A 19,424-nucleotide genomic window follows, 5' to 3' on the forward strand; every position below is an offset into this window, starting at 1 on the left:
CAGTTCGGTTCGCGAGGATTCCATGCGCGTCGGCTTTAACGCTCTTCAAGAACGCTACGCCGTCGCCCTGGCGCAGCCGCTGCGCGTCGAATCCACTATCGGCTCCGTTCGGGTTCGCCGCGAGACCGGCGGGCATATCGAAAACCAGTATCCGCCGGGCTATCGGCCGCCGGACGATTTCGCGGGACATTTCGAATTCGGCTTGAAGCACGAAGAGATCCACCTGGAATTCTTCGCTCGTCTGTTCGCGGCAACCGGGCCCGGGCCGCTTCAAGAGTGGTGCCTGCGTGAACGGGCCGGCAAGCATGCGCGACGGGCGGGTTTTCTGTACGAATGGCTGACGGGCAAGCGGCTCGATGTGCCAGATGCAAGAGCTGGGCGCTATGTGGATGTGCTTCCACAGGAAGGCTACCTGACACGTGCGCAACCGTTGCGGGTCCGCAGGTGGCGGGTCAACCATAATCTGCCCGGGACCCCCCACTTTTGTCCTTTAGTCCGCCGTACGGCCGCCGCTCAAAATGCGTTGCGTTTCGATCTCGGTGTAGCTTTGGCGGAGCTAGACCGTGCCTTCGGTGCTGATGTGCTGATGCGTACGGCCAGCTGGCTTACGTTCAAGGAGTCCCGTGCGAGCTTTTTGATCGAACGCGAGGCGGACCAGGCGGACAGGATCCAGCGGTTTGCGCACGTCATTGCCGAGCACTGCGGCCATATCGCCGATCCGCTCAGTAATGACAGTCTGTATATCCTTCAGGGGGGTATTCTTGGTCGCGACGCCATGGGTCTGGGCCTGCGGCGCTCCCCTGTTTTTGTCGGGCAAGCCACGATGCGCGATGACATCGTGCATTACATCGCGCCCCATTACGACGATGTGCCATGCATGCTCGAAGGGCTCAAGGAGTTCGAGATATCGACCCGAGGAGCCGAATCTATTGCACGCGCTGCGGTGGTGGCCTTTGCTTTCGTGTACATCCATCCGATGCGTGACGGCAATGGCCGCATTCACCGTTTCCTGATCAACGATACCCTGGTGCGCGACAAGGCGGTTCCCGACGGTGTCATCCTGCCTGTGTCGGCCACCATTACAAGCTCCATCGATTTCCGAGCTGGTTACGATCGAACGTTGGAGGTGTTTTCGCGTCCCTTCATGAGGCGCTACGTCTCGGAGTACCGGTTCGGGAAGGTGACGACGTATGAGGACGGCACGCGAAGCAATCTGTTGTTCGATGCGTATGAGGATGCGCGCTTTGCATGGCGCTATCCGGATCTCACGGAGCATGTCCTCTACACCGCGCGGGTGGTGGAACACACCATACGCACGGAGATGGCGGATGAGGCCCGTGTGCTGGCCACCTTCCAGTTGGCCCAGGAGCGCCTCAAGGACGTGTTGGAGATGCCAAGTCAGGATGCGAACCGGGTAATACGGTCGATAAAGCAGAACGGATGGCGTGTGTCCGGAAAGCTGAAGGGAGAGTACCCTCGCTTGGAGGACGAAAGCACCGCACAGCGGGTGGTGGAGGCCGTGCGTTCCGCTTTCGAGGAGCAAGCGGAAGAAGGCCGGACAGCCGGCTGAAAATGGCCGCACCTCGCGTCTGTTATAAAAACGGCTGGCTTTTCGTAGGGTAGGGAAGATGTCGATTCAAACCTGGTGCCGTTGCGGCGTGTCGCTATTTCTTGTCGCGGTCGTTGCGGGATGTTCGTCCGGCGGATCCGGGAGCAAGTCCGCGGCTGGCGACGATTGCAAGTGGCTGCGCAGCAGGTGCCTGTACGAAGGCTCGTATGACCCGGGCGAACGCGACTACGCCGAGCAGGAAGCCAAGCGCTTGAACGCCGCGGAATCGCAGCGGCTTATGCGGAACTGGGGTCAATAACCGCGGACGGCGTCGCGGTATTCCATAGCCGCAAGGCAACATGGATCTGCAGGCAGCGTTGCGGGTCGGCCAGGTCGCCGATCAGCGCGGCGGCGCTTGCCAGGCGCTGGTGCACGGTGTTGACGTGGATGCCCAGGCGCTGGGCGGTGGCCCTGGCATTCTGCTGGTTGTCCAGGTAGGTCAGCAGCGTTATCGCCAGGCAGGATCCGCGCCGGCGGTCGTGCTCGATGACGCCGCCCAGGGTGCCATCCAGGAAATCCTTCAGGCTGGCGGCGTCCTGCGTTTCGAACAATACCGAATACAGGGCCAACTCGTTCTGTTGAACGATGCGGTCTCGCATGCCCAGCCGGCCCAGCAGGGGCAGGGCACGCCGCAACGCGGCATGGACGGCCGGCAATTCCGCGGGTGTTGGCGCCGGGCGCGAAAGCACGCCGCGGTACGCCTGCGGCCGGTCCGGGCGCAGGGCGGCGTCGAAGACGCGCGGCAGGTCCGCCGCGTTTCTTGTATTGCAAAGGACGGCCAGGACGCCATCGAGCTCGTCGACCAGCACGCCGGGCGCGCCGATGCCGCCGCGCAGGCGGCGCGCCAGGGCCGGCACATCGGCCTGTTCCAGCTCCACCAGCATGAGCGACATGGGCGCCGAAAGATCCAGGCCGAATCGCTCTGCACGCTCGCGCGTCATGGCGGGTTCGCCCTGCCGGGGCGAGAGCAGCGATTGCAGCAGCGCCGACAGGTCGCGGCTTCTGCTTGCCGCCATATGTTCCTGCGACAGCAGGACGACGCCGATGACGCTGGCGCTTCGTTCGAAGGTCCGGATCGAGATGTCCCGCATGTCTTCATGCCGGAACAGCAGGATGGCGCCCAGCATGCCGTCGCCGCCGATCACGGCGGTGGCGCGGCAGATTTCATTGCCGGCGCGATAGGCGATCGCCGAACGGCCCGCGCGCCGGCTTTCGCCCAAGGCCCGCGTCAGGGCTGCGCTGTGCGGACCGTAGGGTTCGAATGCATCGGCCGCCGTGCCGGTGTAGCCGGGCGCCGTCGCGCGGCCGATCACCTGGTGGGCATCGTCCAATACCAGGACGCCGCCTTGCAGCAATTGCGCGACCGACAGGCATAGCTCCCCCAGCGAGGCGCCGCGGGCCAGCAGGGACGTCAGGCGTTCGTGCGCCTCCACGGCGTCCTGGACGTCGCGGGCATGCGCTTCCAGCTCGATGCGGGCGAGTTCGGCCTTCTCCAGTGCCGACTGCGCGTCCGCGAAGGCCTGGGCATTGTTGATCGCCACCGCCGCATGGGTGGCCAGGGTGCAGAGGATGGAAACGTTGAGCGCGGTGTGGGTGCGATGGTAGCGGTCGGCCACGAAAAGCAGGCCGATGACCTTGTTGTTCCAGATCAGGGGCACGCCGACCAGGGCCACGATGCCCTCGTCGCGGAAGATGTCGTCCAGGTCGGGATCGTGCGTGAAGCGGTTGTCGTGCAGGTAGTCCGGCGTGGCGAAGGGCAGGCGGGTCGTCATGACGACGCCCGCGACGCCGCGCAGGCGCTTGGCCGTCATTCTGCCCGTGCGCTCCGCGATGGCGCCGTCGGCGGCGATGACCTTGAATTCCGCGGTCGCGGCGTCGTAGATGGACAGCCAGCACAGGTGCGAGCGCAGGAGGTCGCGGGCGCGCATGACGATGGCCTTCAGCAACTCCGGCAGGTCCAGGCGCGCGGCCAGGTCCTGGGCGGATTCGATCACGGCCAGCATGCCGCGTTCGCGCTGTTCGTGCTGGTCCAGCCTGTTCCGCAAGGCCATGGCCATGCGGGCGAGTTCGATCGCCCCCGTCTTTTCCGCCATGCCGTCGGGCCACGCTTCCACGGACGCCAGGGCGGCGGCGAAGCGCTCCGGCGGCGCGTTGGCATGGAGCAGGCCGATCAGGTCCGCCGCGGCCGTATCGACGGCGGCCATCGCGGCCGGGGCGGGGCCGGCCGCCGTGCGCGGTGCCGGTTTCCTTCCCCCAGCGCCGCCTTCGGCGGCCCAGGCATGCGTGCCGTTGCCGGCGCGCTTCTTTCTTTCCATGGTCCGGGACCTCGATCGTCGGCACAGGGTGATGTGACAACATCATATCAACTACGGGATAAATATGTTCATATCGCACATAGATACGTCGGACGATCTCCCGGACACTGCCTGCATACCGAAATAAAGGAGACAAGCGGTGCCCCCTAGCATCATCGAATCGCTGCGGCCCATGCCCGGCTTGCGCGTGTTGGTCAGCGCGGGCGCCGCGGGTATCGGCGCCGGCATCGCCCGGGCGTTCCGCGAGGCCGGCGCGCGGGTGCATGTGTGCGATATCGACGCCGCCGCGCTCGAACGGCTGACCGCGGAATCGCCGGAGATCACGACCAGCACGGCCGACGCATCCGTGGCCAGGGACGTCGACACCGTCTTCGACGACGTCAGGAATACCCTGGGCGGACTCGACGTGCTGGTGAACAACGTCGGGATCGCCGGTCCGACCGGCCCCGTGGAGCAATTGCGGCCCGCCGACTGGGAGCGCGCCGTCGACGTCAACCTGAACAGCCATTTCTATTTCGCCCGCCGCGCCGTGCCTTTGCTGAAGGCCTCGTCCGCCAACCCTTGCCTGATCGCCATGAGCTCGGTGGCGGGGCGGCTGGGTTATGCGCTGCGCACGCCTTACGCGTCCACGAAGTGGGCGATCGTGGGGATGATGAAATCGCTGGCCATCGAGCTCGGGCCCCACGGCGTGCGCGTCAACGCCATCCTGCCCGGCACGGTGGAAGGCGAACGCATGGACGGCGTGATCGGCGCGCGCGCGGCGGCCTCGGGCGTGTCGGTGGACGAAATGCGCCGGGAGTACCTGGGAAAGATCTCGCTGCGGCGGATGGTGACGGTGGACGATGTCGCCGCCATGGCGCTCTTCCTGTGCTCGCCCGCCGCGCGCAATGTCACCGGGCAGGCGATCAGCGTGGACGGGAATATCGAATATCTCTGAACGCCGGCGATACGGCCCCTCGTGGCCGTATCGCCGAGGCGGCTTTGCTTGACGGCCGTACCGACATTCATAAACAAACGAGGAGACAACCATGAAGAAACTGGACCTGACCCTGGTCGCGGCAGTGGCCGCGCTGGGAGCCTGCTGCACCGCCGCGGTGGCGGCGCCCGTCAAGATCGGCCTGGTGGAAACGCTTTCCGGACCGCAGGCCTCGTCCGGGCAGGCCTACCGCACGGCGGTGCGCTACGTCATCGACCAGGTCAACGCGGCCGGCGGCTGGAACGGCGAGCCGGTGCAACTGCTGGAGTACGACAACCAGGGCGGTCCGGCCGGCGCGGCGGACAAGCTGCGCGCGGCGGCGGCCGACGGCGTACAGATCGTCGTGCAGGGCGCGTCGTCAGCCATCGGCGGCCAGATCACCGAGGACGTACGCAAGTGGAACCTGCGCAATCCCGGCAAGGAGATGGTCTACATCAACGTGGGCGCCGAGGCGCTGGAGCTGACCGGCGAGAAATGCAACTTCTACCACTTCCGCTTCGCTGGCAATGCGCAAGTCCGCGTAAAGGCGCTCGTGGAAGGAATGAAGAAGGCCAATGCCCTGGGCACCAAGGTATACGCCATCAACCAGAACTATTCCTGGGGCCAGGACATGGAGCGGGCCATCGTCGACGACCAGAAGCTGGGCGGCTATACGGTGGTGGAGAAGACGCTGCACGACGTGAACAAGATCCAGGACTTCGCGCCCTATGTGGCGAAGATCTCCGCGTCCGGTGCCGATACCGTCATGACGGGCAACTGGTCCAACGACCTGCTGCTGCTGATGAAGGCGTCGAAGGCCGCCGGCCTGAAGGCCCGCTACGGCACGGTGTACCTGGACCAGCCGGGCAACCTGGCCAATGCGGGAGAGCTGGCGGTCGGCAACTTCGTGGCGCATACCTTCAACGCCGAGGCCGGCGGCGCGGACGCGCAGAAGTTCGTGGAGGACTACAAGGCCAAGACGGGCCATATCCCCGTGTTCGTGGAGCCGCAGACGGCATACGGCATGATGATGGTGGCCGACGCGCTGAAACGCACCAAGCCGAAGAACGGCGCCCTTAACGTCAATGAGTTCGCCTTGGCGCTGGAGTCTGGCCGCATCCCCACCCCGATGGGCGAGATGAGCATGCGCGCCGCAGATCACCAGGTGCAGATGCCGCTGGTGGTGTCCACGGTGTCGCGCGACGCGAAATACAAGGTTGACGGGACCGATATGGGCTTCAGCCCCGTGCTGCTCCTGTCCGCCCAGGAAGCGTCCACGCCGCCCCAGGCCAGCTGCAAGATGAAGCGGCCGGACTGACGCAACCAATGGCTGGCCGGCGCGTCCGGCCATCGCTTGGACCCGTACTGGAGCGCCATGGAACAGATCATTTTCTCCCTCCTGAACGGCGTGATCTACGGACTACTGCTGTTCATGGTGTCCGCCGGCCTGACGCTGATCTTCGGCATGATGGGCGTGCTCAATTTCGCGCACGCGTCCTTCTACATGCTGGGCGCCTACTTCGCGTACACGCTGCAGGACCCCATCGGGTTCTGGCCGGCGGTCATCGTTTCGCCCTTGCTGGTGGGCCTGGTCGGGGTAGTGGTGGAACGGTACTTCCTGCGCCGTGTCCATCACCACGGCCATGCGCACGAGCTATTGCTGACCTTCGGGCTGTCCTTCATCATCGCCGAGCTGGTCAAGCTGTTCTTCGGCAATTACCCGGTGGACTACCGCGTGCCGCCGTCGCTGGATTTTTCCGCCTTCAGCCTGGGCAGTACGCAGTATCCGGCCTATCGGCTTTTGATGGGCGGCATCGCGATCCTGATGTTCGTCGTGATCTACCTGGTGCTGACGCGCACGCGCGTGGGTATCGTGGTGCGCTCGGCCATCTACAAGCCGCGCATGGCCGAAGCGCTGGGACACAACGTGCCGCTGGTCTTCATGGGCGTCTTCGGGGCGGGCGCCGCGCTGGCCGGATTGGCGGGCGCGGTAGCCGGGGCTTTCTACACCACCAATCCCAACATGGCGCTGGAACTGGGCGTCATCGTCTTCGTCGTGGTGGTCGTCGGCGGCCTGGGCTCCTTGCCGGGCGCGATGCTGGCGTCGCTGCTGATCGGCATCATCACCTCGCTGGCCGTCTCGGTGGACGGCAGCCTTGCCGACCTCTTCGCCCTGGTAGGCCTGGGCGACTGGGCGCGGGGCGTCGGGGGACTGATGACGTTGAGCCTTTCCAGCCTGGCGGCCACGCTGCCCTTCGCCTGCATGCTGCTGATCCTGCTGGTGCGGCCGCGCGGGATCATGGGCGATAAGGAATGACGCGATGAACAAGACTTTGCTGGCTTGCCTGGCGGGTGTCGCCCTGCTCGCGGCGCTGCCTTTCCTGCTGTCCCAGGGCCTGCTGAACGCGGCCATCCAGATGCTTATCGCGGCCTTGTTCGCCAGCGCTTACAACCTGCTGTGCGGGCAGGCGGGGATGCTGTCCTTCGGCCATGCGGCGTATTTCGGCGTGGGCGCCTTTGCCACGGTCCACGCCATGAATGCGCTGGGCGGAGAGGGCCTGTTGCCGACGCCCTTGATGCCGCTGGCCGGCGCCCTGGGCGGGCTGGCGTTCGGCGCGGTCGCCGGCTGGTTCGCCACGCAGCGCAGCGGCACCTACTTCGCGATGATCACGCTGGCAATCGCCGAACTCGTGCATTCGCTGGCGCCCCACCTGAAAAGTCTGTTCGGCGGGGAGGCGGGCATATCGACCATGCGCATGCCGGCGTGGGGTTTCGACTTCGGCTCCACCACCCAGGTGTACTACCTGACGCTGGCATGGGTATTGTTCGCGCTGCTGCTGCTGTATCTGTACACGCGCACGCCGCTGGGACGCCTGACGCTGGGCCTGCGGGAGAACAGCCGCCGCCTCAGGTTCCTGGGCTACAACGTCCACGGCGTGGGTACCCTGGTGTTCGCCCTGTCGGCAATGTTCGCCGGCATGGCGGGCGGCTTGCAGGCGATGTCCAACGAATCGGCCAACTACGTGGTCTTCGACGCATCGCTGTCGGCGGCCGCCGTGCTCAATACCTATATCGGCGGTACGCAGGTTTTCCTGGGGCCGGCTCTGGGCGCCGCCCTGATGACCCTGTTCGGTTATGCGGTGTCGGACCTGACCCGCTCCTGGCTGCTGTACCAGGGCATCATTTTCGTGCTCGTGATGATGTTCCTGCCCACGGGCCTGACCGGTCTGGTGGGCATGGTGGAGCGGCAGGTCGAACGCCACGGGGCCGGGCGGCTCGCCGGCGTCTTCGTGCTGGCGGTGGGGTGCGCGCTGTTCATGGCCGCCGGCACGGTGTTCCTGGTGGAGCTGTTGCAGCGGGTATTCGCGCAGGAGTACCGGTCGCTGATCCCCGCCACGGGCGCGTGGCCCGCCGTGCGGGTGTTCGATCGTTCGTGGGATGTCCTGTCGCCGCTTACCTGGGGCGTGCCGGCGGTGCTGCTCGGCATCGGCGGCTTGCTGCTCTGGTCCTGCCGGGCCAGGCTGGCCAGCGTGACGGAACGCGCGGAATCGGCCGTTACCGCCGCCGACCGCCCCACGGGCATGAAGGAGCTCGCATGAACCCGCCCATCCTGCAGATCCAGGGACTGCGCAAGTCCTTCGGCATGAGCGAAATCATCCGCGGCGTGGACCTGGACGTGGTGGCCGGGGAGCGGCATGCGCTGATCGGCCCGAATGGCGCGGGCAAGTCCACGCTGTTCCACCTGGTGTCGGGCCTGCTCGCCCCCACTTCCGGCTCCATCCGCCTGGAAGGGCGGGAGATCGGCGGCCACTCGCCGCAAGCCATCAACCGCCGGGGCCTGGCGCGTTCCTTCCAGATCACCAACATATTCCCCAGGCTGACGACCTACGAGAACGTGCGGCTGGCCGTGATGCGCGCGCACGGGCTGCAGTACACCTTCTGGAAGTTCATCGACCGCGACCGCCGCATCCGGCAGGAAACGGAAGGACTGCTGGAACGGGTGCGCCTGACCGCCAAGGCCCGTGCGTTGGCGGGCGAGATGGCTTATTCGGAACAGCGCTCGCTGGAGATCGCGATGACGCTGGCCTCCGACCCCAAGGTCATCCTGCTCGATGAACCCATGGCGGGCATGTCCAACGAGGAAACGGCCTACACCGCGCAACTGATCCGCGAGACGACGGCCGGACGCACGCTGATGATCGTGGAGCACGATATGGACGTGGTGTTCGCACTGGGCGATCGCATCAGCGTCCTGGTCTACGGCCAGGTGATCGCCACCGGCACGCCGGAGCAAATACGCGCCAATGCCGAGGTGCGCGAAGCCTACCTGGGCGACGAGGTGACGGCATGACGGAAGCAAGCACGGCATTGCTGCAGGTCGAGGACCTGCATGCCCATTACGGCAAGAGCCACGTCCTGCACGGCGTAAACCTGCGCATGCGGGGCGGCGAGGTCGTCAGCCTGGTAGGCCGCAACGGCTCCGGCCGCTCCACCACCATGAAGACCATCATGGGCCTGGTCGCGCCGAGTGCCGGCCGCATCCTGCTCAAGGGCCGCGACCTGGCAGGCGCGCGACCCTATGCCATCTGCCGCGCGGGCATCGCCTACGTGCCCGAGGAACGCGAGGTCTTCGCCAACCTGACCGTGGACGAAAACCTTCGCATGGGCGAGCAGCCGCCGGTGCCGGGGGCGCACCGCTGGACGGTGGAGCAGATGTTCGACTATTTCCCGCGCCTGAAGGAACGCCGCAATACCAAGGCCGGCAGCATGTCGGGCGGCGAGCAGCAGATGCTGACGATCTGCCGGTCGCTGCTGGGCAATCCGCTGGTCATCCTGGTGGACGAACCGACCGAAGGCCTGGCCCCCAAGCTGGTGGCCCAGGTGGCGGAGTGCATCCAGGACATGCAGCGCAAGGGGGTCTCGGTGCTGCTGGTGGAGCAGAAGCTGGCCATCGCCCTGAAGGTATCGATGCGGGTATTCGTGATGGGACACGGCCGCATCGTCTACGAGGGCACGCCGGCGGAACTCAGTGCCAACGAGGCCCTGGTCTCGCAATGGCTCGCGGTGTGAGGACACCGCGCCGAACGACAACCCACGACGGTCATCGACATGAAAAGCAGCCAAGACAAAGTCATTATTTCCTGCGCGGTCACGGGTTCGGTCCATACGCCGACCATGTCCGCCTATCTTCCCCTGACCCCGGACCAGATCGCGGAGCAGGCCATAGAGGCCGCACAGGCGGGCGCCGCCATCCTGCATCTGCACGCGCGCGACCCGCATGACGGCCGCCCCACGCCGGATCCCGCCGTCTTCGATGCCTTCGTGCCGCGCATCCGCGACGCCACGGACGCGGTGATCAACATCACCACGGGCGGCAGTACCCGCATGACGCTGGAGGACAGGCTGGCCTACCCCCTGCGCGCCAAGCCGGAAATGTGTTCCTTGAACATGGGGTCGATGAACTTCTCCATCCACACCGCGGCGCGGCGCATCCAGCAATGGAAGTACGACTGGGAAAAACCCTATGTCGAAGGCATGGAGGACTTGATCTTCCGCAACACCTTCCGCGATATCCGCCACATCCTGAAGGTGCTGGGCGAAGAGTGCGGCACGCGTTTCGAGTTCGAGTGCTATGACATGGGGCATCTGTACAACCTGGCCCACTTCGTCGACGAAGGCCTGGTGCAAGGCCCGGTATTCCTGCAGTGCATCTTCGGCATCCTGGGCGGCATCGGGCCGGACCCGGAAAACCTGGCGACCATGCGGACCACGGCGGACCGCCTGTTCGGCCGGGATGGCTACCGGTTCTCCGTGCTGGGCGCGGGCCGCCACCAGATGCCCCTGGTGACCATGGGCGCCATCCTGGGCGGCAATGTGCGTGTGGGGCTGGAGGACAGCCTGTACCTGGGCAAGGGCGAGCTGGCCAGGTCCTGCGCCGAACAGGTGCGCAAGATACGCGGCATCCTGGAGGCGCTCTCGCTGGAGATCGCGACGCCTGACGATGCGCGCGCCATGCTGGGGCTGAAGGGACGCGACGCCGTGGCATTCTGACCGGTGGGTTTCCGGACCGCGCCGCGATAGCTTTGAGTAAGGCGAGTTGACATACAATTCCGACCCGCATGCCCTCCCGCTTGCCATGGGCCGGGGGCCTCGGTACTTGCTGGAGCCTGGATTGTCGACGAAGCCTGACGCCGCCCCCGTGGGGAATGCGGACGAAGCACCCGCGGGGACCGTGCCCTGGCGGGAAAACTATGTCCCCTACGCGATCTCGCGCGTATTGTCGGCCATGGCCTTCCAGGGCATAGGCATCGCGATGGGCTGGCTGGTGTACGACCAGACCCACAGCGCCTTCTACCTGGGCATGATAGGGCTGTGCCAGTTCCTGCCCATGGTGGTGCTGACGCTGGTCGTCGGCCAGGTGGCGGATCGCTACGACCGGCGGCGCATCGCCCTGTTCGCACAAACGGTAAAGGCAATCGTGGCCATCGGGCTGACCTGGGCGATCTGGTCGGGCGTGTTGAGCGTGCCCATGATCTTTCTTTCCGTTGTCATCCTGGGCGCGGCGCAGGCCTTCGAGCAGCCCACCATGCAATCGCTGGTGCCCAGCATCGTGCCGCCTTCGGCCCTGCAGCAGGCCTTGTCGGTGACGACGGCGCTATTCCAGGCGGCCACTATCATCGGGCCCGCGCTGGGCGGCGTTGCCTACGGCTTCAATCCGCTTGCGCCTTTCCTGCTGTCGTCCGCGATGTTCGTCGTGGCGGGATTCTGCGTGATGTCCATCAAGACGGTGCGGGGTGGCTATAACCGCGGTCCCGTCACGCTGCGTTCCGCTTTCGCGGGCGTGTCCTTCATCTTCGCGCGGCCGGTGATGCTGGGCGTCATATCGCTGGATCTCTTCGCGGTGCTGCTGGGCGGCACGACGGCCTTGCTGCCCATCTTCGCCCGCGACATCCTGCATGCCGGTCCGTGGGCGCTGGGATTGCTGCGCTCGTCATCCGCGATCGGCGCGGTGCTGATGTCCCTGTACATCGCCCGCGTACCGCTGAAGACGGGCATCGGCATGAAGATGCTGGGCGCGGTGGCGGTCTTCGGCCTGGCAACCGTCGTGTTCGCGCTTTCGACGAATATCGCCGTATCCATCGTCGCGCTCGCGGTGCTGGGCGCCGCGGATACCATCAGCATGGTGGTGCGGATCACCCTGGTGCAGCTGCTTACCCCCGACGAGATGCGCGGGCGCGTCAACGCCGTCAATTCGCTGTTCGTCGGTACATCGAATCAGCTGGGCGAGTTCTATTCCGGCACGCTGGCGCATTTCGTCGGGCCGGTTTCCGCCGGCGTGATCGGCGGCATCAGCACCATCGTGGTGGTGGGCCTTTGGATGCGGCTTTTCCCGGACCTGCGCAAGGTCAAGACACTGGCCGGGTAGCGCCGTGGGGCGGACCGGCCGGCATCGCCGCAGGCCGCGCTAGCGCCAGCCCAGCCGCCGCGCCAGTTCGGCGCAGGCCTCGCGCAACAGCCCCAGGTGGCGCTGCTGTTCCGCTTCGTCGAAACGGAAATGCGGCACGGTCAGCATCAGGTTGCCGCGCACCTGCCCGGCGCGGTCGAACAGGGGGACGGCGATGCCGTGCATATCCGGGGCGCGTTCCGCATAACTGGTGGCGTAGCCTTGCGCGCGGATACGGGCCAGGGTTTCGCGCAGTTCCGGCACATCGAGCGGCCGGCCGTTGAGCGGCGACGTGGCGGCCTGGCCGATGGCCTCTTCGATTTCGGCGGCTTCCATGAAGGCCAGGATCGACCGCCCGGCGGCGCCCCAGGTCAGGGGTTGCAGCTGGTTCAGCGGCACCGTGTAGCGCAGGGGATGCGAGGGCCAGGCGATGTCCGATATGAAAATGCGCAGGTCCTGCCGGGACAGCAGCACCAGCATGGCGGTTTCGTCGGTGGCGTCGCGCAGGCCCTGCAGCAGCGGGCCCGCCAGCCGGTTGATGGGCATCTCGGCGGCCAGCTTCCCGGCGACGCGATAGAGCTCGATGCCTGGCGTATAAAGCCCTTCGGCATCCTGGTCGACGAAGCCCAGCGGCCGGCACAGTTTCAGCAGGCGATGCACGCTGCCGCGCGGCAGGTCCAGTTCGCGGGCAAGTTCGTTCAGCGGCCAGCGGTCCCGTGCCGCGAATGCGGACAGGATGCGCAGGACGCGATTGACCGTTCCCGTGTCGGCCTGGGAGGCTGTTCTGGATACCATGTCGTGCGGTGTGGGTGTCATGGGCGCGTGGAAGGATAACATTGCCCATGGCGGCGGGACCCGCAATAAGCGGAGTTCGCCGCCATGCCTGTCTTGTCTAGACTGGCGTCGCGGAAATGCAGGCGGCGGGCCCGGCGGGCAGCCCGTCTTGCCGCGCACGCGCCACGCCCGTCTTCCCCCCAAGGAATCGACATGACTTATCTGTTCAAGATCGTCACTACCCCGGTCGGCAAGCTGACGCTGGTCGCCCAGGACGGCCGGCTGGCGGCCATTCTGTGGGAAAACGAAAGGCCCGGCCGCGTCCGGCTGGGGCCGATGCGCGAGGATGCCGGCGATCCCACGCTATGCGAGGCGGAACGGCAATTGGCCGAGTATTTTTCCGGCAAGCGCGATCGCTTCGATCTACCGCTGGCGTTCACCGGTACAGCATTCCAGAAGAAGGTCTGGAACGCGTTGCTGGAAATCCCGTACGGCGAAACGCGCAGCTACCGCGGTATCGCCGAACGCATCGGCCATGCGAACGCGGTGCGCGCCGTGGGTGCGGCCAATGGCCGGAATCCGCTTTCCATCGTCGCGCCATGCCATCGCGTGATCGGCGCTTCCGGCGGACTGACCGGCTTCGCGGGCGGCTTGCAGGCCAAGGCCGCGCTGCTGGCGCTCGAAGGCAGGGGCGCCGCCAAGGCCGCATAGCCCCAACTGCGTGCCGGCGGCTGCATGGCTGCCGTTGCGTGGCGGTGGGCGCTGCGCGCCGATGCAGCGGCAGCGCGCCAGCCGTCACTTGTTCGAGGCGATCCGTTCCTCGATATGCTGGGCCCGTTTCGTGGAAGCGGGATGCGAGCTCATCATGTCGCTCTTGCCGCCATCCAGCTTGGCCAGCTTCTGGAAGGCGGTGACCAGCCCCTGCACGTTGAGCTTGCGCGCCTTGAGCCGGTCGTAGGAATAGTCGTCCGCCGCGCTTTCCTGCGATTGCGAGAACTGCGCATTGATGAATTTCTCGGTCAGGTCGCCAAGTTGCGACGCGCTCAGCGCCGCGACGGCGGAACCGCCGGCGGCGCCCGCGGCATCGCGCGCCGCCGACACCGCATAGGCCGTCTGCATCGCCTTCTTGCTGTGGCCCAGCGCGACGTGGCCCATTTCATGGCCGATGACGCCCAGCAGCTCGTCGTCCGTCATCATGTCCATCAGGCCGCTATAGACGCGGATGCAGCCGTTGGCCATCGCCCAGGCATTGACCTCGTTGGTCAGGTAGACCTTGTAATTGACGGACTGGCCGTTGATGTTGTCGCCGAGCTGCTTGCCCAGCTTCTGCAGGCGCGCGTCGTATTTGCTGCCGGGCGCGGCGATTTTGGACTGCTGGTCGCTCTCCTTGCAGGCCTTGTCCGACAGGGTCTTGATGTCCGCGTCGCTTAGCGTGGCGGCCTGCAGCATTTTGCTGCCGGCCCCCAGCGCGCTGCCGATATCGAAAGCGTGCGCGTTGCCTGTGCCGGCCAGCACGGCCACGACAGCCGCGGCGCCAATGTAGGTACGCATTGTTGCTCCTTTCCCTATAAGCCCCCCGGGGCGACGCCGCAGATTCTAAGAACGGATGAGGACAAAGCGGGGAAGGGCTACATATTTTTCGTAAATCCAATATTTGTTTACATGGCTATTTGCATATGCCCATGTCCATATGCCTCTTTGCTTATGCGGCATCGGTCGTTGGTTTGCCCCGGCGGCCACGATAGATTCCTGGCTTTGGGCAGATTGATATGAGCGAAGAACTATTCGTCGATCCGCAATGGGTCGCGCAACACCTGGATGACGATGGCGTGGTCCTGCTGGACGCGCGCGCCGCCAAGGACTATTGGGCCGGCCATCTTCCGGGGGCCCGGCCGTTCGATGCCAATCTCTTGAGCTATCCGGATTCAACGGCCGCGGGATTGGCCGCGCTGGTGAATCAGCACGCCGGCCTGTTTTCGCTGCTGGGCCTGTCCGGCACGGAGCATGTCGTCGTTTACGAAGACCGCTGGGATACCCGTGCCGCGCGCGCCGCGTGGCTGCTCGCGTACCTGGGGCAGGAACGGGTAGCCGTACTGGATGGCGGCTTGCACGCGGCGTCGGGGGTCGCGGGCCTGTCCCTGACCCGGGACGCCCCCGCCTATCGGCCGCGGCCCTACGTGGCGCGCCCGCGCGTATCCCTGGCCATAGGGGTGGACGAGCTGCGGCAGCGGCTCGGTTCGGACGGGTTGCGCATCCTGGATACCCGGCGTGCCGGCGAATACTACGGCGAAGAAAAGCGTGCGCGGCGCAGTGGCGCGATACCGGGCGCGCTCCATCGCGAGCACGCTCGCAACATCGACGAGCGGGGACGCGCGAAGGCGGCCGCCGATATCCGCAAGGAGTATGAATCGCTGGGGCTGCGTGCCGACGACGAAATCGTCGTGTACTGCGGCGGCGGTCCGCGGGCGGCGCATACCCTTTGGGCGCTGCGGGCCGCTGGCTACACCCATGTGCGCAACTATGCCGGTGCATGGAATGAATGGGGCAACCGCGAAGACCTGCCTATCGTGACGCCCAAGCCGGCGGCGGCCGCCTGAGACTGCCCCAGGAGCACGCATCGTGAGCGTTCCCGTACAACAGGCATTGCGCGTCCCGGGCAGCGACGCGGCCGCCGGCGGCTTCCATGGCCCCGCGCATGACGAAACCGCGCGTGGGCACACGCGGCCGGTAGCGACCGCCTTGGCCCGCCGGCGTGCGGAAGACTTCCGCGTGGGCGTGGGACGCGCGCTGTTCGCGCTGTTTTTCCTGGCTGGCTGGGAAGCCGCGTCCCGCTGGCTGGTGGACCCCTTCTGGATAGGACGCCCTTCGCAGATCCTGGCCCGCCTCGGCGCGCTGGTGGCCTCGGGCGATCTATGGTGGCACACCTTGCCGACGTTGGGCCAGGCCGCCGCGGGCCTGCTCCTTAGCCTGGCGCTAGGCATCCCCCTGGGTTTGCTGTTCGCCGCCAATCGCTATATCGAGCGGGTGCTGGAGCCCTTCTTCCTGGGCCTGTACAGCATCCCGCGCATCGCGCTGGCCCCGCTGTTCATCCTGTGGTTCGGCATCGGCCCTTCGTCCAAGGTCGTGATGGCCTTTTCGATGGTGGTGTTCGTGGTGATCCTGAATACCTATGAGGGCATGCGCGGCATCGACCGCGAACTGGTGGACATGATGCGCGCGATGCGCGCATCGCGCGCCTACATCCTGCGCAAAGTCATCCTGCCCGGCATCGTCCCGTGGATATTCGCCTCGGTGCGGGTGGGCGTGGGCCTGGCCCTGATCGGATCCGTCGTGGGCGAACTGCTGGGCGCGAATCGCGGCCTGGGCTGGTACGTCGAGCATGCGGCCGCGCGCATCGACGTGATCGGCGTTTTCACGGGGCTGGTGGTTTTGATGGCGCTCGGCATGGTCCTGAACGAGATCGTGAAAACCGCCGAGCGGCGCCTGTTCGGCAAGCGGTATTGAGAGGTAGCAATGAACCATGCAGGTACGACCGCCGCGGCGCTGCCCGCGGTACAGGCGCGCCGGGCGGCGATGGACTACGGCGGCGGCGAGCCGGCGCTGGTCGACGTCGACCTGGCGCTGGAGGAGGGCGAGTTCCTCTCCATCGTGGGGCCTTCGGGCTGCGGGAAGTCCACCTTGCTGAAACTGATATCGGGCCTGGAACGGCCTTCGGCCGGCGATATCCTGGTGCGCGGCCGCCCGGTCCGCGAGACACCGCCCGGCATCGGCTTCATGTTCCAGCGCGATGCCCTGCTGCCCTGGGCCACCGTGCGGCAGAACATCGAGACCGGGCTGGAGTGCGGCGGCTTTCCGAAGGCCGCGCGGGCGGCGCGGGTCGACGAGCTGCTCGATTTCACCGGCCTGCGGCGCTTCGGCGACTACTATCCCTCGGCCCTGTCGGGCGGCATGCGGCAGCGCGTGGCGCTGTGTCGCATCCTGGCCTATGCCCCGGACATCTATCTGATGGACGAACCGTTCGGCGCGCTGGACGCGCAGACCAAGGTCTTGATGGGGCAGGAGCTGCTGAAGATATGGAGCAGCCATCGCAAGGGCATCATCTTCGTCACGCACGACATCGAAGAGGCGGTCAGCCTGTCCGACCGCGTGGTCGTCATGACGGGCCGCCCCGGCCGTGTGAAATCGGAATACCGCATCGACCTGCCGCGGCCCCGCGATGCGCGGCAAGTCCGCCGTGAGCCGCGCTTCCATGAATTCGTGGAAGCCATCTGGAACGACATTATGGGCAGCGCGCAAAATGACTGACACCGCACCGGTCGACACCCGCCTGGAGATTTCGCCCTACTGCGCCGCGGGCGGCGCGCGCGTCACCGGCCTGCGCGACGACGGCGAGCCGCTGCCGCGGGAGGTGGCCGGGCGCTTGCGCCGGGCCTTGTTCCAGCACGGATTCCTGGAGTTCGAGCCGGGCACGGTCTCGCCGGCGCGCTTCGTCGAGTTCCTGTCATTCCTGGGCACGGCCATTCCCTACGCCGGTCCCCATATGCCGTCGGTGGACGGCAGCCCCCTGGCCAATGCGGTGGATTCGACGCGCGACAAGTACCTGCGCAACCACATCTGGCATATCGACGGCGCCTTCCGTCCCGATCCGCCGACCTTCACCGCGCTATATGGCCACGCCATTCCCAGCCTGGGGGGCGATACCGTCTACAGCAATGCCACCCTGGCCTACGAACAGCTGGACCCCTTGTTCGCGGCCTATCTGGAGACCCTGACGGCCGTCAGCTCGGCCGAGGCCACGGGCCACCTGATGCAGCGCTACGACGACCCGGTGGAGCTGGCGCGCCAGCGCGCCAGGCTGCCGCCCATCGTGGTCCCCGTGATACGCAGGCATCCGGTGACAGGGCGTGGGCAGATCTTCGTCAACGAGTCGTACACGGCCTATATCCAGGGCGTCTCGCGCGTCGCCAGCGATCACCTGCTGGGCATCCTGTTCGACGCCATCAAGTCGCCGGACGTGCAGGCGCGCTACCAGTGGCGCGAGGGCGCGCTGGTGGTATGGGACAACCGCGTGGTACAGCATCGCGGCGTAAAGGACTATGGCGGCAGCCGGCGGGTGCTGTACCGCGCGGCATTGGTCCAGGAAGCGGACGGGAATCGCCCATGTTGAAACGTATGCAAGCCAGGCTGGCCGGGGCCATGATCGTACTGGCCGCCGTGTCGGCGCCCGCCCTTGCTCAGACCAAGGTGACGATAGGCCTGATCGGCACCAATGAGTCGCAGATTCCCATCCTGCTGGCCATCGACCAGGGTTACTTCAAGGCCGAGAACCTGGACGTCCAGCCCATGCAGTTCCGCGGCGGCGGCGTGGCAGTGCAGGCCCTGGTGGGCGGGTCCATCGACCTGGCCGCTTTCGCCACCGATCACGTACTGCGCCTGGCCAACCGCGGCATGGCCCCGCGCATCCTGGTCGGCATCGACCGCTACCTGACGCATACGCTGGTGGTGCCGGCGGGCAAGGGCTACAAAAGCCTGGCGGACCTGAAGGGAGGCAAACTGGGCGTCAGCGCCCCGGGCAGCTACTCCGACAATACCTTGCGCTGGACCTTGAGCAGCCTGGGCATCGATCCGGACCGTGACGTGACCATCGTCGGCATCGGCAGCGGCAACACCGCGCGCGCCGCACTGGAGTCGGGCCAGGTCGATGCCGTCATGGCGGCGACGCCCGATCTCCTGGGCTACGAGGTCGATGCGCCGGGCAGGTTCCGCGTCCTGTACGACTGGCGCAGGACCGAGCACTCGGGCCAGGCCGTGATCGGCTTGCGGAAATGGGTGGACGCCCATCCGGACGCGGCGCGGGGCGTGGCGCGTGCCGTCCTGAAGGCGGAACAGCTGATCCAGCGGGATCCCGCGGCGGTGGCCAGAATCGTGCGCCAGCAGTATCCCGATCGCAGCGACGCCTTTGTGCAAGCCATGACGGCGGCGGTGCCCCGGCTGATCTCGCCCGACGGCCGCGTATCCGTACAGGGCTACGCGAAGATGACCGAAATCCTGCGGTCCACCGAGCCGGAGCTCAAGCCGGTGGACCAGGACCAGGTGGACTTGAGCGCCCGCCTGCCGGGCGGCGACGGGTAGCGCCGGACTACCGCCTCTACAGGCTGTACAGCGCGACGCCAGTCGCGCAAGATGGAGTACCCCCCGCCGGTACGCCACTCCCGCGATACGCGGGGAAGGCAGGCGCGTCCCTCCGGGATGGCGCGGCGGAAAGGGGGCGGGCACCGGGGGATATGCGTGCCCGCATCCGTCGTGCAGCCAACCTGGAGAGCAAGC

Annotated in this window: 18 protein-coding genes; 15 read left to right on the forward strand and 3 right to left on the reverse strand. The window is 66.4% G+C overall.

Annotated features, from left to right (window positions below):
• The first annotated feature begins 22 nt into the window (after positions 1-22).
• Positions 23-1,570 carry a Fic family protein gene (locus BAU06_RS02270; RefSeq protein WP_066343873.1) on the forward strand — a complete coding sequence of 516 codons (1,548 nt, stop codon included), beginning with the start codon at positions 23-25 and terminating at the stop codon, positions 1,568-1,570.
• Between the two features lie 275 nt (positions 1,571-1,845).
• On the opposite strand, the gene BAU06_RS02275 is transcribed toward BAU06_RS02270, so the two are convergent.
• A complete protein-coding gene (locus BAU06_RS02275) occupies positions 1,846-3,924 on the reverse strand; it encodes a helix-turn-helix domain-containing protein (protein WP_231933979.1) in 2,079 nt (692 codons plus the stop codon).
• A gap of 172 nt (positions 3,925-4,096) precedes the next feature.
• Here BAU06_RS02275 and BAU06_RS02280 point away from each other — a divergent pair, with 172 nt between their 5' ends.
• The 8 genes from BAU06_RS02280 to BAU06_RS02315 all read left to right on the forward strand — a co-directional run bounded on the left by BAU06_RS02280 (position 4,097) and on the right by BAU06_RS02315 (position 12,305).
• Positions 4,097-4,861: an SDR family oxidoreductase gene (locus tag BAU06_RS02280; RefSeq protein ID WP_066357728.1), complete on the forward strand. Its 765-nt coding sequence runs from the start codon at positions 4,097-4,099 to the stop codon at positions 4,859-4,861.
• Positions 4,862-4,952: 91 nt separating this feature from the next.
• A complete protein-coding gene (locus BAU06_RS02285; protein ID WP_066343874.1) occupies positions 4,953-6,197 on the forward strand; it encodes a branched-chain amino acid ABC transporter substrate-binding protein in 1,245 nt (414 codons plus the stop codon).
• Positions 6,198-6,254: 57 nt separating this feature from the next.
• Entirely contained in the window at positions 6,255-7,196 is a 942-nt protein-coding gene (locus BAU06_RS02290; protein WP_066343876.1) for a branched-chain amino acid ABC transporter permease, read from the forward strand.
• A gap of 4 nt (positions 7,197-7,200) precedes the next feature.
• Complete coding sequence (locus tag BAU06_RS02295; RefSeq protein ID WP_066343878.1) at positions 7,201-8,478, forward strand: branched-chain amino acid ABC transporter permease; 1,278 nt, start codon at positions 7,201-7,203, stop codon at positions 8,476-8,478.
• Positions 8,475-9,230, forward strand: coding sequence for an ABC transporter ATP-binding protein (locus BAU06_RS02300; RefSeq protein WP_066343880.1), 756 nt, complete (start codon positions 8,475-8,477; stop codon positions 9,228-9,230). The genes BAU06_RS02295 and BAU06_RS02300 overlap by 4 nt, the downstream gene beginning before the upstream one ends.
• Positions 9,227-9,949 (forward strand): ABC transporter ATP-binding protein, encoded by a 723-nt coding sequence (locus BAU06_RS02305; RefSeq protein WP_066343885.1) that lies wholly within the window; start codon positions 9,227-9,229, stop codon positions 9,947-9,949. The genes BAU06_RS02300 and BAU06_RS02305 overlap by 4 nt, the downstream gene beginning before the upstream one ends.
• Positions 9,950-9,988: 39 nt before the next feature.
• A complete protein-coding gene (kce, locus tag BAU06_RS02310) occupies positions 9,989-10,930 on the forward strand; it encodes a 3,5-dioxohexanoate:acetyl-CoA acetone transferase (RefSeq protein ID WP_066343886.1) in 942 nt (313 codons plus the stop codon).
• Between the two features lie 121 nt (positions 10,931-11,051).
• Positions 11,052-12,305, forward strand: coding sequence for an MFS transporter (locus BAU06_RS02315; protein WP_231933980.1), 1,254 nt, complete (start codon positions 11,052-11,054; stop codon positions 12,303-12,305).
• A gap of 39 nt (positions 12,306-12,344) precedes the next feature.
• On the opposite strand, the gene BAU06_RS02320 is transcribed toward BAU06_RS02315, so the two are convergent.
• Positions 12,345-13,139, reverse strand: a complete 795-nt coding sequence (locus tag BAU06_RS02320) for an IclR family transcriptional regulator (RefSeq protein WP_197509410.1) — start codon at positions 13,137-13,139, stop codon at positions 12,345-12,347.
• Between the two features lie 171 nt (positions 13,140-13,310).
• Between BAU06_RS02320 and BAU06_RS02325 the strand changes: the two genes are divergently transcribed.
• The gene (locus tag BAU06_RS02325; RefSeq protein WP_066343898.1) at positions 13,311-13,808 is read left to right on the forward strand and encodes a methylated-DNA--[protein]-cysteine S-methyltransferase; all 498 of its coding nucleotides are present in this window, start codon (positions 13,311-13,313) and stop codon (positions 13,806-13,808) included.
• Positions 13,809-13,892: 84 nt separating this feature from the next.
• Here the strand turns inward: BAU06_RS02325 and loiP are convergent, their stop codons facing one another.
• Positions 13,893-14,648, reverse strand: a complete 756-nt coding sequence (gene loiP / locus BAU06_RS02330; RefSeq protein WP_066343901.1) for a metalloprotease LoiP — start codon at positions 14,646-14,648, stop codon at positions 13,893-13,895.
• 218 nt (positions 14,649-14,866) lie between these two features.
• Here loiP and BAU06_RS02335 point away from each other — a divergent pair, with 218 nt between their 5' ends.
• The 5 genes from BAU06_RS02335 to BAU06_RS02355 are packed head-to-tail and all read left to right on the forward strand — an operon-like array spanning position 14,867 to position 19,229.
• The gene (locus BAU06_RS02335) at positions 14,867-15,694 is read left to right on the forward strand and encodes a sulfurtransferase (protein ID WP_066343903.1); all 828 of its coding nucleotides are present in this window, start codon (positions 14,867-14,869) and stop codon (positions 15,692-15,694) included.
• 22 nt (positions 15,695-15,716) lie between these two features.
• Positions 15,717-16,601 (forward strand): ABC transporter permease, encoded by an 885-nt coding sequence (locus BAU06_RS02340; RefSeq protein ID WP_197509412.1) that lies wholly within the window; start codon positions 15,717-15,719, stop codon positions 16,599-16,601.
• Positions 16,602-16,610: 9 nt separating this feature from the next.
• Positions 16,611-17,402, forward strand: a complete 792-nt coding sequence (locus BAU06_RS02345; protein WP_066343905.1) for an ABC transporter ATP-binding protein — start codon at positions 16,611-16,613, stop codon at positions 17,400-17,402.
• Positions 17,395-18,264, forward strand: coding sequence for a TauD/TfdA dioxygenase family protein (locus tag BAU06_RS02350; protein ID WP_066343906.1), 870 nt, complete (start codon positions 17,395-17,397; stop codon positions 18,262-18,264). Before BAU06_RS02345 ends, BAU06_RS02350 begins: the two co-directional genes overlap by 8 nt.
• Entirely contained in the window at positions 18,258-19,229 is a 972-nt protein-coding gene (locus BAU06_RS02355; RefSeq protein ID WP_197509414.1) for an ABC transporter substrate-binding protein, read from the forward strand. The genes BAU06_RS02350 and BAU06_RS02355 overlap by 7 nt, the downstream gene beginning before the upstream one ends.
• The last annotated feature ends 195 nt before the right edge of the window (positions 19,230-19,424 follow it).

Source organism: Bordetella bronchialis (assembly GCF_001676705.1).
In the GTDB taxonomy this organism is placed as follows: Bacteria; Pseudomonadota; Gammaproteobacteria; order Burkholderiales; family Burkholderiaceae_B; genus Bordetella_C; species Bordetella_C bronchialis.